Raw genomic sequence first — 14,749 nt, forward strand, 5'->3', positions numbered from 1 at the left:
CCGGTTTCGCCTGTGGCGGGAGTGGTCAGGCCGCCACGTCTTCCAGCGCCTCAAGCGCCACAAGCACGTCGCCTTCGCCGACCTGGCCGCCCGCTTCGACACTCAGCTCGCCGATCACGCCATCGCGCGGTGCAGCGAGTGCATGCTCCATCTTCATGGCTTCCAGCACGACCAGCGCCTGGCCCTTGGACACGCGATCACCCGCCTTGACGTTGACGGCCAGAACCTTGCCCGGCATCGGCGCCTTGATCACATCGCCGGCTTCCAGGGCGTCAGCTGCGGCTTCGGGATTCTCAAAGGCAAAGACCGTGGCTCGGCCCTGGCACGCGACCAAAACACCGGTCTCGACAGGCTCGCACACAGCGCGCAGGTCCTCGCCGTCAGCGCGCGCGGTGAAGGCGTAGCCCTGCTCATTGTCCTCGATCGAGATATCCTTGATATCGGTGATCTCGTCACCGACGCGGACGACAAGGCTTCGACCGGCTTTCGACAGTGTGACCGAGACGACTTCATCAGCGACCTCGAACCGGTGCTCGACCCGGGGCTGTGCATTCAGGCGCCAGCCATCGGCTGCCTCGAACGGGTCGAGTGCGCCGCCAAGGATCGGTCGCAAATCGAGCGCCCCCAGAAGGGCAAATGCCCCGTCTACGGGACGCACGGCGGCCGGAATGAGGGCGTCCAGATTGGCCTCGATAAAGCCCGTCGACAGCCGCGCCGCCAGGAAATCCTCATGCAGGGTGGCGCGGCGCAGGAAAGCCGCATTGGTGCGGACCGGATAGACGACAAGCTCGTCAATCATCGCCGCCAGGCTTTGCGCCGCATTGCCGCGTGTGTCCGCATGCGCGATCAGCTTGGCGATCATCGGGTCGTAGTGAAGCGAGACCTCACCGCCCTCCTCAACGCCGGTATCGACCCGGCGCCCGTCACCCGTCCGGGGGAATTCAAGCCTCTCCAGCGGGCCGGTAGACGGCAGGAAGCCGGCCACCGGATCTTCGGCGTAGAGGCGCGCTTCCATGGCATGGCCTGTCAGTCGGATCGTGTCCTGCTCGGGGACCGATCCACCCGAAGCGACCTTCAGCTGCAGCTCGACCAGATCGAGGCCGGTGACCATTTCTGTGACCGGGTGCTCGACCTGGAGCCGGGTATTCATTTCCATGAAGAAGAAGCCGTCCTCGGACAGCTCCCCCGAACCGTCGACGATGAACTCGACCGTACCGGCGCCGACATAGTCCACCGCCTTGGCGGCATTGATCGCGGCGGAACACATGGCCTGGCGCACATTCGGGGTCATGCCCGGCGCCGGCGCTTCCTCGATCACCTTCTGGTGACGGCGCTGCAGCGAGCAGTCGCGCTCGTAAAGATGGATCACCCGGCCGCGGCTGTCGCCAAAGACCTGGACCTCGATATGACGCGGATTGGTGATGAATTTCTCGATCAGGACACGGTCATCGCCAAAGCTCTTCGAGCTCTCGCGCTTGCAGCTGTCCAGCGCTGCCGCGAAATCGGCGGCCGCCTCGACCTTGCGCATGCCCTTGCCGCCACCACCGGCCACCGCCTTGATCAGCACGGGGTAGCCGATCCGGCCAGCCTCTGCCGCCAAGTGATCCGGGGCCTGATTCTCACCGTGATAGCCCGGTGTGACCGGAACGCCGGCCTCTTCCATCAGGGCCTTGGCACGGTCTTTCAGGCCCATGGCGCGGATAGCGTCGGCAGACGGACCGACAAAGATGATGTTGTTGGCCGCACAGGCATCCGCGAAGCCGGCATTCTCTGACAGGAACCCGTAACCGGGATGGATCGCATCGGCGCCGGGGACGATGGCCGCCTCGATGATTTTCTCACCCAGCAAATAGCTCTCGGCGGCGGGAGCCGGCCCCAGAAGAATCGACTCGTCGGCCTCGCGGACATGGGGCGCGTCGGCATCGGCCTCTGAGTAGACAGCGACGGTGCGAATACCCATGCGCTTGGCGGTGCGCATGACGCGGCGGGCGATTTCGCCGCGATTGGCGATCAGGAGTGTCTTGATCATGATCCGGTCATCCCCGTGTTGTCCCATGCTCAGCGATCATCGCGTGGCGGGTCGTTGCGACGGTATTGCACAGCGGCGACCAGCACGAAACTGATGATCATCAGAAGATACCATGAGCCGAGCTTGGCCCACGATACCATGTGCCAGTCCTCCTCCTGCCCCGGATAGGACCAGGCCCGCGCAAATGTCCCCAGGTTTTCGGCAAACCAGATGAACAGGGCGACCAGCAGGAAGCCGATCACCAGCGGCATCGGACGGTGCGCCTCGTCAGGCCGGAACCAGACCACGCAGCGGCCATATATCGCGACCGCCGCGACGAAGAGCAAAAGCCGCATATCCGGCCCGTAGTGATGCGTGAAAAAATTGATGTAAACCGCTGTCGCCAAAGCGAATTGCAGCCACAAATTCGGGAATCGGTCGAATCGGAACTCGAAGATCCGCCAGACCCGCGCGAGATACGATCCGACTGCGGCATACATGAAACCGGAAAACAGCGGCACGCCGGCAATGCACAGCACGCTCTCTTCCGGATAGACCCAGCTGCCGGCCGCCGTCTTGAAAATTTCCATGACGGTTCCGACGACATGGAAGATGGCGATGACCTTCGCTTCCTCCAGCGTTTCCAGACGGGTCACCAGCAAAGTCAGTTGTATAAGGATCGCGAAGATCGTGATCGCGTCATAGCGGGCCAGCGCGGCATCTGTCGGATACCAGAGAAAGCTCGCCACCAGCATGGCCAGCATCAGCCCGCCGAACAGGCAGGCCCAGGCTTGTTTGAACCCGAAGATGACAAATTCGAACACGCCTCGCGACCACGGCCCGCGCACGAACCAGGCGCGAAGGGCCGCGTGTCTGGCGTGCAGGAAAGCGCGTGGGCCGTGGCGGTGCATCACGTTCTACCGCGCGATCATGGGAGATCGCTGGACACAAGCTCCACCCACCCCTCGCGCTCCTGCCGTTTCGCTTTCCGCATCGCCCGAACGGAAACATGACGCAGAACGCTCCAACCTCGATCGGCCGCGAAGGAGTCGAGATGGCGATAAACGTTATCCGGGCGCGCCGATGCGACCATTATCACGCATTGCGAACGCGAACCTGAGACATCGAAATCGGCACTGACCTGGAAGACTTGTCGCATCTACTCCGCCCAGACCGGCTTGCGACGCTCCAGAAAGGCGCTCAGGCCTTCCTTGCCCTCTTCGGAGGACCGACGCCGGGCGATAGCCTTGGCGGTGTGCACGGCAAGACCGTGATCAATCTCGCGCCCGGTGACATCATCGACCAGCTTCTTGGCATCGGCGACAGCGCCGGGTGCGGCGGAGAAGGCCAGCTTGGCGAGATGTTCTTCCATCAACGCCATCTCGTCCTCATTCTCGACCACGTATTGGGCGAGACCGATCTGGTGGGCGAAATTGCCGTCAAACCCCTCACCCGATGCGAACAGGGCGCGAGCCCAGCGCGGGCCGATGGCGCGAATGACGAAGGGCGAGATCGTGGCGGGTGTCAGGCCGAGCCGCACTTCGGAAAAGCGGATCTTGGCGTTCTTCATGACGATCCCGACATCGCAGGCAGACAGCAGCCCCGCCCCGCCGCCCATCGCCGCGCCCTGGACCAGAGCGACCGTCATCTGCGGCAGGTCGTAGAGGCGCTTGAGCATGGTGGCCAGCGCCATCGCGTCTTCCTCATTGTCGGCCTCGGTGTAGTGCGCCGCGGCCTTCATCCAGTCGAGATCGGCGCCAGCAGAAAAACTGCCGCCATTGCCGCGCAGGAAGACGATCCGGATCTCGTCGCCATTGGCGCGCAATGTCTCGAAGACATCGGACAGGCGCTCGATCATGTCGGCGTTGAAGGCGTTATGCTTGTCGGGGCGGTTCAGCGTGACAACGGCCACACCGGCCGGGCTGACATCGAGCAGTACGGGGGCGTCGGACATGGCGGTCTCCAAACCATCGGGCACATGAAATCAATCCCCTAGGCTTAATCCTCCCAATGCCCCGCAACAAGTCATGCCGCCACAAATGAGCGGCAACGCGACACTCTGTCCCGACCCCGCAAAGAAAAGCGGGCTGCCGGTTTCCCGACAGCCCGCTCTTGCCCCCAGCCCGGCGCCGCCCCTACGGCGCCAGTGCAACCGCGCCGATCAATCGCCGCGGAAAACCAGGCCCTTGACCATCGACAGGATGATGATGGCCACGAAGTAGCCGATCGCCAGCGCGCCGAGATAAAGCAGATATGGCGTCTGGGTGAATTGCTGCCCGAAGGCTGCAATGTCGAAATCCCCGGCGCCACCGCCACGAACCATCGGCATCACCACGTCAACGATGACGTGAATGATCACACCGACAACGGTGAAAATCAGGATCGCCCCGAATTCACGCATCAGCAGCGCCAGCACAAGCGCAATCACGCCCAGCTGAATTCCCAACGGCATCCAGTTCACTGCCGCGACACCGTCGCCGGCATGGGCCACAAGACCCGGCATGAAGAAATCAATAGCGGGCTGGATATAGCCCATGATCTGATCGAGAAATTCCATTACGCGGTCCCCTTCCGCCACAAACGCCGCGCTCACCTTACCCCAAGACAAGTGCGCAGTGTTAACGTTCTGATGAATTTTTCGTCTTGGAAAGCGGGTTCTCCTGAGAGGCGAGTTTTATCAACTTTTTGTAACAACCCGTTTGATCGCGAAGAGAATTCCGATCACAACGAGATAACCGACAAAAAGAACGCCAACCTCGCGCCAGAAATGCGCTTCCAGAAGCGGTGGCAGGTGAAAGCCTCCGACCTCTGCAATCACAGGCGCAAGACGTTCCAGGACGATATGTGCGATGGCGGCGCCCGCAGCCACGACAAACAGTCGCGACCATCGGGACAGGACCAGTGCCGACACGACCGCCAGAAGCAATCCCAACACCGCGTTGACCTCGGCAAAACCCTCTCGGGCCAGGCTGAGAAACTGTTCCACAAACTCCGGCATGCACTCCCCTCCCGCACGAAAACGCGGGTCTAACAATTGAAGCATTAACCGGAATTAACGACTTGTCACCCACACCAAGCCACCAGTGTCACGAGACAACTTTCCTCCAGCCTTTGTGCGCTGTCAGCCAGGCGCGATCTCGACCATGATTTCATTGCGCCGAAACGGTGTCGGGACCCATGGCGGGTCGTATCGGGCGTAAACCGGCTCACCAATGGCCTCAATGCCGTTCCCGGCCAGCCAGGCGGCCAGCTCGTTGGCCTTTCGTCCAAATCGCGTATCAGAGGCGCCGCCCGAAAACCGGATCACGGCCATCCGACGGGCTGGCACAGCTTGCAGCGAGACCCGCGGATCGTTCGGCTCCGGCAGCGTTTCCATAGTCCACTCGGGCGGCATGATGAACGAGACTTGCCAGTCACCGCCGCCGGATCGGGACTGCGTGACCGGGCTGGTCATCGCGATCTCTTGCGAGCGTTGCTGGGTAACGGGGCTGGTCATCGCGATCTCTTGCGAGCGTTGCTGGGTAACGGGGCTGGTCATCGCGATTTCAGCAGATCCGCTTGCGCCGCGCGCCTGGTTGTCTCCGAAAATATAGCCGGCCAAGGGGCGAAAGCCGGCATTGCCCGCCTGCCGCATCGATCCGTTGACCTGGACGGTGGCCCGTATCTGGGGCTCATAAACGCGAATTTCGATGGACCCATCGCGCATTTCCAGGACGTGCGGCGGCTCATCTGCCGCAATCGCGGGGGCAGCAAGCCCCAGTGCGAGGCCAGACAGCAACAACGTCACCAAATTCCGGTTGATCATGGGACTCTCCTTTATGGATGTCCTACGCTGCCAAGCCGGTATCGGATCGGTGGCGACGCTACATCCGGAAAATCCCGAACCTGGGCTTCTCGATCGGCGCGTTCAGCGCCACCGAATGGCGGGCCCGGCCACGCATCCAGATCAACGCGCCTGGCGGCCCAACCGCTCGACCCGGTCGAGCATGGCCTGCCGCCCGTCCGGCCCACAGGCGCCGACACCGCCCAAAATGGTGTGGCGGACCGGGCTGAAACCCGACATGCGGAAGATGCCCGCCTCGAGCCCTTTCAGGCTGTGGGCGCCGAACAGGAGGCGGTAGGCGAAACCCGGCATGCCCATGGTGACAATGATGCGGACCGATTTGCCCCGCATGCGCCGTGCCGGCCATTTATGGCTGTCCCCGCCGGTATCGAGCAGGAAACCCGCCCGGCCGATCTGCTCCAGAAACGCCTTGAGCCGGGCCGGGATTGTACCCAGCCACAAGGGATAGGCGAGGACGAGATGGTCCGCCGCGAGGATTGCCTCCTGCGCCGCAACGATCTCGGCGCCGGGCGCTACGGCAAATTCAGCCTCGCTCGACAGGAAGTCGATCGGCAGGCCTGCTATATCGATGCGGGACACCGCATGCCCGCCCGCGACCGCGCCCTGCGCATAGGCCTCGCACAGCGCCGCCACGAAGCGTGCCGGCGCCCCGTCAGGATGCCCGTTGATGATGCAGATCGATTTCGCCATGACCACACTCCCAGTGTGGTTTACCGTGCCGTCGGCCCCGGCACACCGTGACAGGCAGTCACAGGGCGTTTGTGGTCCAAAGAAACATGCATGCAAGGGTCGCGGCCGGAGCTGCTATTCCTCGAACAATCTCGGAGGCTGATTATTCATGACTTTCGGAAAATGCTCTTCATCCCACGCATCCGGGCGGAACAGGATTTTTGCGGTATCTATGACCCGCGCCTCATCACGATAGGCCACTTCATCGAGTCCGATATCGTCGGTCGACCATGAACGTCCGAGCAGATGTTCGTGGTCCCACGCCGTTGACAAGCCCTGCAACAACTCGATGAGTGCCACACGGCCGGACTCATTGACGTAGATGCAAAGTTCGCCCGGCTTCCCGTCGGGATCTTGATCAATATCCAGCGTGATACGAGGCCGGGATTGGGGCATTGGCCTACATCCTGAAAATGCCGAACTTGGTCTTCTCGATCGGGGCATTGAGCGCCGCCGAAAGTGACAGACCCAAAACCCGCCGCGTGTCTTCCGGCGCGATGATGCCGTCATCCCACATGCGGGCGGTCGAAAAGTAAGGATTGCCCTCGGCCTCATAGGCCTCGCGCACCGGCGCCTTGAAAGCCGCCTCGTCTTCCAGCGACCAGTCCTCGCCGCGCGCTTCCATGCCGTCGCGCTTGACCGTGGCCAGCACGGCCGCCGCCTGTTCGCCGCCCATCACCGAGATGCGGGCATTGGGCCACATGAACAGGAAACGCGGAGAGTAGGCCCGGCCGCACATGCCGTAATTGCCGGCGCCATAGGAGCCGCCAATGATGACGGTGAATTTCGGCCCACGATAGGTCGACACGGCCGTGACCAGCTTGGCGCCATCCTTGGCGATGCCGCCTGCCTCGTATTTCGAGCCGACCATGAAGCCGGTGATGTTCTGCAGGAAAACGAGCGGAATGCCGCGCTGGGCACAGAGCTGGATGAAATGAGCGCCCTTCTGGGCACTCTCGGAAAACAGGATACCGTTATTGGCAATGATGCCGACCGGCATGCCGTAGAGGCGGGCAAAACCCGTCACCAGCGTCTCACCATAGAGTTTCTTGAACTCGTCGAATTCGGAGCCGTCGACCAAGCGGGCAATGACTTCGCGGACATCATAGGGCGCGCGAATGTCGGCCGGGATCACCCCGCCCAGCTCGGCCGGGTCATGGGCCGGCTCGCGCGGCTCGGTGATGTCGAGATCGGTCTGCTTGACCGTGTTGAGCGTGCCGACAATGCGGCGTGCCGTGTGCAGGGCGTGCTCGTCATTGGCGGCATAATGGTCGGCGACGCCGGAGGTGCGGGCATGGACATCGGCCCCGCCCAGATCCTCGGCCGAAATGACCTCGCCGGTCGCGGCCTTCACCAGCGGCGGTCCGGCGAGAAAAATCGTACCCTGCTTGCGCACGATCACGGTCTCGTCCGACATCGCCGGCACATAGGCTCCGCCGGCCGTACACGAGCCCATGACGACCGCGACCTGGGGAATGCCTTCGGCCGACATGTTGGCCTGATTGTAGAAGATGCGGCCGAAATGGTCGCGATCCGGGAAGACCTCGGCCTGGTGCGGCAGGTTGGCACCCCCGCTATCGACCAGATAGACGCAAGGCAGCCGGTTCTGCATGGCAATTTCCTGCGCCCGCAGATGCTTTTTCACCGTCATCGGATAATAGGCACCGCCCTTGATGGTCGGATCGTTGCAGACCACCATCACTTCGCGCCCGGAGACCCGGCCGATGCCGGCAATCATGCCGGCGCCGTGGACATTGCCTTCATACATGCCATTGGCGGCAAGGGCGCCGATCTCGAGGAAGGGCGAACCCGGATCGAGCAGGCGCTCGACCCGGCCGCGGGGCAACAGCTTGCCGCGGGACAGGTGTTTTTCGCGGGAGCGTTCCGACCCGCCAACCGCAGCCGCGGCGGTACGCAGCTGGAGATCGTCCACCAGCGCATCCATCGCCGTGGCGTTTTCCCGGAAGGTGGCAGAGGCGGTGTCGAGCGCGGAAACGATCTTGGTCATGGAGGCCCCGAAAGCAGCAATCGTTCTGGGTGATTAACCCGCGCATGGCGGTGAAAGCAAACAATCATGCATCCAAACCGGGCCCTCGTCGCATCCTGATGCCCGGAACGCACATGCAGGGGAGAAAACCATGCGCGCAATCATGACAGCCATCAGTATCGCCGCCGGGCTCAGCCTGGCCCCGCTCAGCCACGCCCAGGGCTCGGACGCGCCATCGCACGCCGAAGTCATGGTGCTCGGCACCTTCCACTTCACGGGTGGTGGCCAGGACATGATCAATCCGGAAGTCGACGACTTTCTCGCTCCGGCACGACAGGCCGAGATCGCCACGGTCCTGGACCGGCTCGAAGCCTTCGCGCCGACCCGAATTGCCGTCGAGCTGATGCCCGAGCACGAGGCCGGCTTCAATGTGCGCTACGCGGAATTCCTCGCTGGCGAACGCGAGCTTGGCGTGAATGAGCGCCAGCAGATCGGCATGCGGCTCGCCGCCCGCCTCGGCCATGACCGGCTCTACGCCGTGGACGCCGGGGGCGGCATGGATTTCGACGCCATGATGTCTGCGGCCGAGGCCGCCGGGCAATCGGCGCTCATGGCCGAGTGGCAGAGCTATATCGCTGAAGTCCAGGCCCATATCGCGGAAACGGACTCATTGGACAAGAGCGTTCTCGAACGACTTGTTTCGGGCAATTCCGAAGAGATGCAGGAGATGCACAATCTCTACCTGCTCCTGGCCCAAATGGGCGGTGCGAATGATCCGGCCGGCGCGCGGGAAATGACCAATTGGTGGGGTCGCAACATTCATATTTTCGCGAATGTGGCCCGCATCGCGGAACCGGGCGAACGCGTCCTTGTCCTGTACGGCGCCGGGCACAAGGCCCTGCTGGATGAGTATTTCCAGGGGGCCCCGAATATCACCTGGGTGGACTCTCTCGATTATCTCGAGACGGACGCCGATACGGCCATGCAATAGCCCAAAACAGGTTCCACCGTGCTTGGCAGGGAGGATGCGACCGCGTAAGGTTGCTATGTCGAACCGGGCGACGGATTCTTAATGAGTCCGGCTTTCCGTTAAGACATGATTCAGTCCTCCCTCGCAGGCTGATGGGGAATGAAGCCGGATTGCGTTAGACTCGTTCCGGTCTCTTTTCGGAGGTGTATATGCGCGTACAAGCACTTGTTACCGCCGCACTTTTTGCGAGCAGCGCGGCGCAGTCAGACGCCCAGCCCGTGTCCGATTCGACGGCTTGGCTGGAAGGTGTGACCGAACTTGAACATTCCGACGACGCGGCTTTGCTGCGCTGGCGGATTAACACTTCCAGCGCCTCGTCGGTTCCGATTCTTTTCGCCGGCGAGCACGAAGACCTGTCCGATATTTCCGCGGTGTCCGGCCAGGTGGACATTCACCCATTCGGCGACGAATTCTTCCTGTCGGCCGGAACCATCTCGCCGCGCGGCGACCGGGCCATTCCCGCCTGGATGCGCCAGGCCGGCAGCGCAGCCTCGGACGCTTTTCCCCATGCGGAACTCTCAGAAGAGCTGACCCGTTCGAATATCGACGCGCTGACACGGTATTTCGGCGCCGGCATCACGGTCCGCACCATCGACGCCTGGAGCGTCACCATGGAAGGCGGCGCCTATTTCCAGGACAGCAGCGAAGATCAAATGGTCCTGTTCGACCCGGAGACCGGCGAGCACATGCCGCTCCTGGAAGACCTCGACCGCGTTGATGCCGACGCCATTGGCGAGAGCCAGTCCCGTTCGGTCCGCCCGGTCGCCCATCTGGTCCTGCGTCGCCGGTTCTGATCCTCGATCACGACGGGACAGGGTCAACCGCCCATCCCCCTTCATAAGCACCCTTCACGGCCCTAGACTGCCTGTCGATTCAAATCGCTGGCGGACCCATGGCCCTCAACCTCTCCTTCCTGCCCTTCCTCAACCGGGTCGAGAAATCCGTGCTCGACGCGGTCGAGCATGAAGTTGAATGGTTCTGCCTGCCAGCGGGGCAGATGCTGTTTCGCGAGGGCGACGATGCCGATGCCATCTATCTGGTGCGCTCGGGCGCCCTCGCCGCTTTTCGCAATGGTGCGCTCGGACGACCCGACCTGATCGGCTATATCCGCACCGGGGAACCGGTCGGTGAAATGTCGATGCTCGATGAGACGCCGCATTCGGCCAGTGTCTATGCCCTGCGCGACAGCGAGTTGGTACGCCTGCCCAAGGCCAGTTTCGAACGCCTGACCAACAAGCATGCCAGCCTGATGCGGGAATTGTCGCGCATGATGCTGACCCGGCTGCGCGGACCGCGCCGGGCGTCCGGATCGGAGCCCAAGGTCTTCGCCCTGATCGGCACCTCGCCGGCCATCGACCTGGACTATCGGGCCAGGGAACTCGCCTCGACCCTGGCCGGAATGGGGGTCAATTGCGGGATTGCCGACGAACAATGCGCCGACTGGAGCGGCCAGAAGCTCGACGCCATGGAAGCCGGGCACGACATTGTCCTGCTGACGGCGCGCTTCTCGAACCCGGCCTGGGCCCGTCGGGCCATGGGACGGGCCGACCGGATGTGGCTGTTTGCCCGCGCCGATGCCCGTCCCTCGACACCGCTCCTGCCGGACGACCCCTCGCCCGCGATGAAGCTCAAACTGCTTGATGTCGTGCTCCTGCACCCCGGCGGCGTGACGGCCGCGTCGAGGCCGCAGGACTGGGCCAATGCTGCCGACGCGTCACGTGTGTTTCACTGGCGCCAGGACCATCACGTCGCCGATACCGCGCGACTCGCCAGGACCCTCGCCGGCCGCTCGGTCGGACTGGTCGTGTCCGGCGGCGGCGCTCGGGCCTATGCCCACATGGGCGCCATCCGGGCCCTGCGCGAAGCCGGCATGCCGTTCGATTTTGTCGGCGGAGCCTCGATGGGCGCGATCATCGCGGCCGGGATTGCGCTGGACTGGTCCGATGACGAGCTGGAGAGGCGGATCCGCAAGGCTTTCGTCGACTCCAACCCGCTCGATGACTGGACCCTGCCGGTGGTCTCGCTGGCCAAGGGCGAGAAAGTCGATGCACGGCTCAAGGAACATTTCGGTGAGGTCGAGATTGCAGAAATGGTCCGCCCCTTCTTCTGCCTGTCGTCAAACCTGGCCAGCGGACGCCCCCAGGTTCACCGCACCGGCCTGCTGCGCCATGCCCTGCGCGCCTCGATCGCCATTCCGGGCCTGTTGCCGCCGGTCGTGGTGCACGGCCAGATCCTGGTCGATGGCGCCGTCTTCTCGAATTTCCCGGCCCGCGAAATGCGCGCCTTCCACCGCGGTGCCGTTGTCGGTGTTGACGTGACCCGCGCCCAGGGCCTCAACCCCGCCGATTTCGAGGACCCGCCGGGCTTTATCGAATGGGTTCGCAAGAATGGCCTGAAATCCCCGCCGCCCATCGCCTCGCTGTTGATGCGGGCGGCGACCATTGGCGTGGCCGATCATCGCGATCTGGGCCGGGAAGCGGCTGACCTGCTCATCCTGCCGGAAACCTCGGTCGACATCCGCTCCTGGGACCGGTTCGAGGAAGTCCGCGATGCCGGCTATGACGCCGCCCAGGGGATGCTGGCCGGCATTGATGACGAGATGCGGGTGACGCTGGGCCTTGCGGGTGCGCCTCAAAAAGGCGGGTAATCCGCCTCCCAATGCATGAGCTCGATGGCGCGCTCTGCCGTTTTGCGGTTGAGACAGGCGGCCTGTTCGACCCGCTCCAGCGTCCCACCGGCATAAAGACTGGCCAGGAACAGGCAATCCTGGTCGCGATGACCAATCCAGCTGCGCTGGGCTTCGCGCAGAGCGACCACGGAATTGTCTGGCAGGCTCTCGCGCAGATCGCGATAACTTTCATTCAACCACCGGTCCCAGGCCTCATATTCGTCGCCACGACAGGCCATCATGCCGGCTGTCGTCTCCCCGTCAGCCACCAATTGCTCACAGGCCTGCGTATACTCGCCGATACAGGCGGCCCGGTCGGTCGCCGCCGGGTTGCGGTAAAGGCAGGCGTCGATGGTGTCATAGGCGGACAAACGGTCCATCCGGCCCTGCTGCGGCTCAGCCGGCGCCGAGTTGCAGCCGACGGCCAGCAGACCCATGATCAGTGCGGATACCAGTCGTTTCATGCGTGACTCCCTGTGAGATGACGCTAGCAGTCCGTCGGACCATCGTCAGCCTTGCTTACCGGTATTCCGGATTGGGATGGTCGAAGCGTGCGCCGTCATCCCAGTCCGTGCGGGAATTGCCTTGCGCGGGCAGGCCGCCGGCCCGTTTCAGCATCGCTGCCAAATGCATCAGATTCCAGCTCATGAAGGTCGTATTGCGCTGGGTGAAGTCATTTTCCGGACCGCCTGAGCCGTCGTCCAGATAGGACGGCCCCGGCCCCGCCTCGCCGATCCAGCCGGCATCAGCCTGGGGCGGGATGGTGTAGCCGACATGCTGGAGTGCGTAGAGCACGCTCATCGCAACATGTTTGATGCCATCCTCATTGCCGGTCACGAGGCAACCGCCCACCTTGCCATAGGTGGCATACTGGCCTCGTTCATTCAGATCGCCGGACTGCGCGTAAAGCCGTTCGATCAGGACCCGCGCGACAGAGCTTTCCTCGCCCAGCCAGATCGGCGTGCCGATGACCAGGATGTCCGCCGCCTCGATCCTCTGCCAAACGGACGGCCAGTCATCACGCGGCCAGCCATGCTCGGTCATGTCGGGATAGACACCGTAGGCGACGTCATGGTCCACCAGCCGGATCAGGTCGGTTGCAACGCCCTGTTTCTCCATGATGGCCCGCGACACCGCCATGAGGCCTTCAGTGTTGGAGGTCTCCGGCGAGCGCTTGAGCGTGCAATTGACGAAAACGGCTTTGAGGTCGGAATAGTCGGCCATGAAAAAGGCTCCAGGCAGCGATTGCCCGGAGCCTAACATGTCTGACCATGTGATCGACGGCTAGTTCGTCTCGTCGAACAATTCGCGGCCGATCAACCAGCGACGGATCTCCGACGTGCCCGCCCCGATCTCGTAGAGCTTGGCATCGCGCAGCAAGCGGCCCGTCGGATACTCATTGATATAGCCGTTGCCGCCCAAGAGCTGGATCGCGTCCAGCGCCATGAGGGTTGCGCCCTCGGCGGCATAGAGGATGGCGCCGGCGGCGTCCTTGCGCGTGGTCTGGCCGCGATCACACGCCTGGGCAACGGCATAGACATAGGCGCGCGTGGCATTCATGCGGACATACATGTCGGCCAGCTTGCCCTGGACCAGCTGGAATTCGCCGATCGATTTGCCGAACTGCTTGCGCTCGCGGATATAGGGCATCACCACATCCATGCAGGACTGCATGATGCCGACCGGGCCGGAGGCCAGCACGGCGCGTTCATAATCGAGGCCGGACATCAGGATTTCGACGCCCTTGCCCTCATCGCCCATCATGTTTTCCGCCGGGACTTCACAATCCTCGAACACCAGCTCACCGGTTTCGGATCCGCGCATGCCCAGCTTGTCGAGCTTCTGGGCGACCGAGAAACCCTTCATGCCACGCTCGATGATAAAGGCCGAAATGCCGCGCGAGCCGGCGCTGGTATCGGTCTTGGCGTAGACGATCAGCGTATTGGCCGCCGGCGCATTGGTGATCCACATCTTCGAGCCATTGAGCACGAAATGATCACCCTTGCGCTCGGCCTTGAGCTTCATCGAGACGACATCGGATCCGGCGCCCGGCTCGGACATGGCCAGCGATCCGACATGCTCGCCGGAGATCAGCTTGGGCAGGTATCTGGTCTTTTGTTCGGCATTGCCCCAGCGCCGCATCTGATTGACGCAGAGATTGGAATGGGCGCCATAGGACAGGCCGACCGAGGCCGAGGCGCGGGAGATTTCCTCCATCGCGATCACATGCTCGAGATAGCCGAGGCCGGTGCCGCCATCCTCTTCGCTGACGGTGATACCCAGCAGGCCGAGCTCCCCCATCTTCTGCCACAGGTCGGCCGGGAAGACGTCGGACTGGTCGATCTCGGCGGCTCGTGGCGCGATCTCGTCAGAGGCAAAGGAACGGACGGTGTCACGGATCATTTCGGCCGTGTCACCGAGATTGAAATCAAGCGAGGGGTATTGGTTCGGTATCATGCCGCGCGATGTAACACGGCCCGCGA

At 63.0% G+C, this 14,749-nt stretch carries 15 protein-coding genes; 3 read left to right on the top strand and 12 right to left on the bottom strand.

Translation table 11 applies throughout. The features are described from left to right. Nucleotides 1-25: 25 nt before the first annotated feature. The 9 genes from ACN0X9_RS04235 to ACN0X9_RS04275 form a co-directional block, all read right to left on the bottom strand. Nucleotides 26-2,029 (bottom strand): biotin carboxylase N-terminal domain-containing protein, encoded by a 2,004-nt coding sequence (locus tag ACN0X9_RS04235; RefSeq protein WP_417486390.1) that lies wholly within the window; start codon nt 2,027-2,029, stop codon nt 26-28. Nucleotides 2,030-2,058: 29 nt separating this feature from the next. Further along, complete coding sequence (locus ACN0X9_RS04240; RefSeq protein ID WP_417486391.1) at nt 2,059-2,919, bottom strand: DUF817 domain-containing protein; 861 nt, start codon at nt 2,917-2,919, stop codon at nt 2,059-2,061. 248 nt (nt 2,920-3,167) lie between these two features. After that, nucleotides 3,168-3,962: an enoyl-CoA hydratase-related protein gene (locus tag ACN0X9_RS04245; protein ID WP_417486392.1), complete on the bottom strand. Its 795-nt coding sequence runs from the start codon at nt 3,960-3,962 to the stop codon at nt 3,168-3,170. A gap of 207 nt (nt 3,963-4,169) precedes the next feature. Further along, complete coding sequence (locus ACN0X9_RS04250) at nt 4,170-4,565, bottom strand: hypothetical protein (RefSeq protein ID WP_417486393.1); 396 nt, start codon at nt 4,563-4,565, stop codon at nt 4,170-4,172. A gap of 120 nt (nt 4,566-4,685) precedes the next feature. Further along, on the bottom strand, nt 4,686-5,006 hold the full coding sequence (locus ACN0X9_RS04255; RefSeq protein ID WP_417486394.1) for a hypothetical protein: 321 nt from the start codon (nt 5,004-5,006) through the stop codon (nt 4,686-4,688). 123 nt (nt 5,007-5,129) lie between these two features. After that, nucleotides 5,130-5,813, bottom strand: coding sequence for an SOUL family heme-binding protein (locus tag ACN0X9_RS04260; protein ID WP_417486395.1), 684 nt, complete (start codon nt 5,811-5,813; stop codon nt 5,130-5,132). Nucleotides 5,814-5,954: 141 nt separating this feature from the next. Then, on the bottom strand, nt 5,955-6,542 hold the full coding sequence (locus tag ACN0X9_RS04265) for an NAD(P)H-dependent oxidoreductase (RefSeq protein WP_417486396.1): 588 nt from the start codon (nt 6,540-6,542) through the stop codon (nt 5,955-5,957). A gap of 114 nt (nt 6,543-6,656) precedes the next feature. Continuing rightward, entirely contained in the window at nt 6,657-6,977 is a 321-nt protein-coding gene (locus ACN0X9_RS04270; RefSeq protein ID WP_417486397.1) for a hypothetical protein, read from the bottom strand. A 4-nt stretch (nt 6,978-6,981) separates the two neighbouring features. Continuing rightward, nucleotides 6,982-8,589, bottom strand: coding sequence for a carboxyl transferase domain-containing protein (locus ACN0X9_RS04275; protein ID WP_417486398.1), 1,608 nt, complete (start codon nt 8,587-8,589; stop codon nt 6,982-6,984). A gap of 130 nt (nt 8,590-8,719) precedes the next feature. Here ACN0X9_RS04275 and ACN0X9_RS04280 point away from each other — a divergent pair, with 130 nt between their 5' ends. The 3 genes from ACN0X9_RS04280 to ACN0X9_RS04290 all read left to right on the top strand — a co-directional run bounded on the left by ACN0X9_RS04280 (nt 8,720) and on the right by ACN0X9_RS04290 (nt 12,245). Then, entirely contained in the window at nt 8,720-9,559 is an 840-nt protein-coding gene (locus ACN0X9_RS04280; protein ID WP_417486399.1) for a DUF5694 domain-containing protein, read from the top strand. Nucleotides 9,560-9,747: 188 nt separating this feature from the next. After that, a complete protein-coding gene (locus tag ACN0X9_RS04285) occupies nt 9,748-10,392 on the top strand; it encodes a hypothetical protein (protein WP_417486400.1) in 645 nt (214 codons plus the stop codon). Between the two features lie 98 nt (nt 10,393-10,490). Further along, a complete protein-coding gene (locus tag ACN0X9_RS04290; protein WP_417486401.1) occupies nt 10,491-12,245 on the top strand; it encodes a patatin-like phospholipase family protein in 1,755 nt (584 codons plus the stop codon). On the opposite strand, the gene ACN0X9_RS04295 is transcribed toward ACN0X9_RS04290, so the two are convergent. The 3 genes from ACN0X9_RS04295 to ACN0X9_RS04305 are packed head-to-tail and all read right to left on the bottom strand — an operon-like array spanning nt 12,230 to nt 14,723. Further along, nucleotides 12,230-12,730 (bottom strand): lysozyme inhibitor LprI family protein, encoded by a 501-nt coding sequence (locus ACN0X9_RS04295; RefSeq protein ID WP_417486402.1) that lies wholly within the window; start codon nt 12,728-12,730, stop codon nt 12,230-12,232. The genes ACN0X9_RS04290 and ACN0X9_RS04295 overlap by 16 nt on opposite strands. Nucleotides 12,731-12,785: 55 nt before the next feature. Then, a complete protein-coding gene (locus ACN0X9_RS04300) occupies nt 12,786-13,490 on the bottom strand; it encodes a flavodoxin family protein (RefSeq protein WP_417486403.1) in 705 nt (234 codons plus the stop codon). Nucleotides 13,491-13,550: 60 nt separating this feature from the next. After that, nucleotides 13,551-14,723 carry an isovaleryl-CoA dehydrogenase gene (locus ACN0X9_RS04305; RefSeq protein ID WP_417486404.1) on the bottom strand — a complete coding sequence of 391 codons (1,173 nt, stop codon included), beginning with the start codon at nt 14,721-14,723 and terminating at the stop codon, nt 13,551-13,553. Nucleotides 14,724-14,749 lie beyond the last annotated feature (26 nt).

Origin of the sequence: Maricaulis sp., from assembly GCF_048268525.1 — a bacterium.
GTDB lineage: Bacteria > Pseudomonadota > Alphaproteobacteria > Caulobacterales > Maricaulaceae > Maricaulis.

Coding starts and splice junctions, on each gene's coding strand:
- ACN0X9_RS04305 (WP_417486404.1), bottom strand. CDS start 14,723: ATGATACCGAACCAATACCCCTCGCTTGATTTCAATCTCGGTGACACG.
- ACN0X9_RS04250 (WP_417486393.1), bottom strand. CDS start 4,565: ATGGAATTTCTCGATCAGATCATGGGCTATATCCAGCCCGCTATTGAT.
- ACN0X9_RS04240 (WP_417486391.1), bottom strand. CDS start 2,919: ATGCACCGCCACGGCCCACGCGCTTTCCTGCACGCCAGACACGCGGCC.
- ACN0X9_RS04300 (WP_417486403.1), bottom strand. CDS start 13,490: ATGGCCGACTATTCCGACCTCAAAGCCGTTTTCGTCAATTGCACGCTC.
- ACN0X9_RS04235 (WP_417486390.1), bottom strand. CDS start 2,029: ATGATCAAGACACTCCTGATCGCCAATCGCGGCGAAATCGCCCGCCGC.
- ACN0X9_RS04255 (WP_417486394.1), bottom strand. CDS start 5,006: ATGCCGGAGTTTGTGGAACAGTTTCTCAGCCTGGCCCGAGAGGGTTTT.
- ACN0X9_RS04295 (WP_417486402.1), bottom strand. CDS start 12,730: ATGAAACGACTGGTATCCGCACTGATCATGGGTCTGCTGGCCGTCGGC.
- ACN0X9_RS04260 (WP_417486395.1), bottom strand. CDS start 5,813: ATGATCAACCGGAATTTGGTGACGTTGTTGCTGTCTGGCCTCGCACTG.
- ACN0X9_RS04245 (WP_417486392.1), bottom strand. CDS start 3,962: ATGTCCGACGCCCCCGTACTGCTCGATGTCAGCCCGGCCGGTGTGGCC.
- ACN0X9_RS04280 (WP_417486399.1), top strand. CDS start 8,720: ATGCGCGCAATCATGACAGCCATCAGTATCGCCGCCGGGCTCAGCCTG.
- ACN0X9_RS04270 (WP_417486397.1), bottom strand. CDS start 6,977: ATGCCCCAATCCCGGCCTCGTATCACGCTGGATATTGATCAAGATCCC.
- ACN0X9_RS04290 (WP_417486401.1), top strand. CDS start 10,491: ATGGCCCTCAACCTCTCCTTCCTGCCCTTCCTCAACCGGGTCGAGAAA.
- ACN0X9_RS04285 (WP_417486400.1), top strand. CDS start 9,748: ATGCGCGTACAAGCACTTGTTACCGCCGCACTTTTTGCGAGCAGCGCG.
- ACN0X9_RS04265 (WP_417486396.1), bottom strand. CDS start 6,542: ATGGCGAAATCGATCTGCATCATCAACGGGCATCCTGACGGGGCGCCG.
- ACN0X9_RS04275 (WP_417486398.1), bottom strand. CDS start 8,589: ATGACCAAGATCGTTTCCGCGCTCGACACCGCCTCTGCCACCTTCCGG.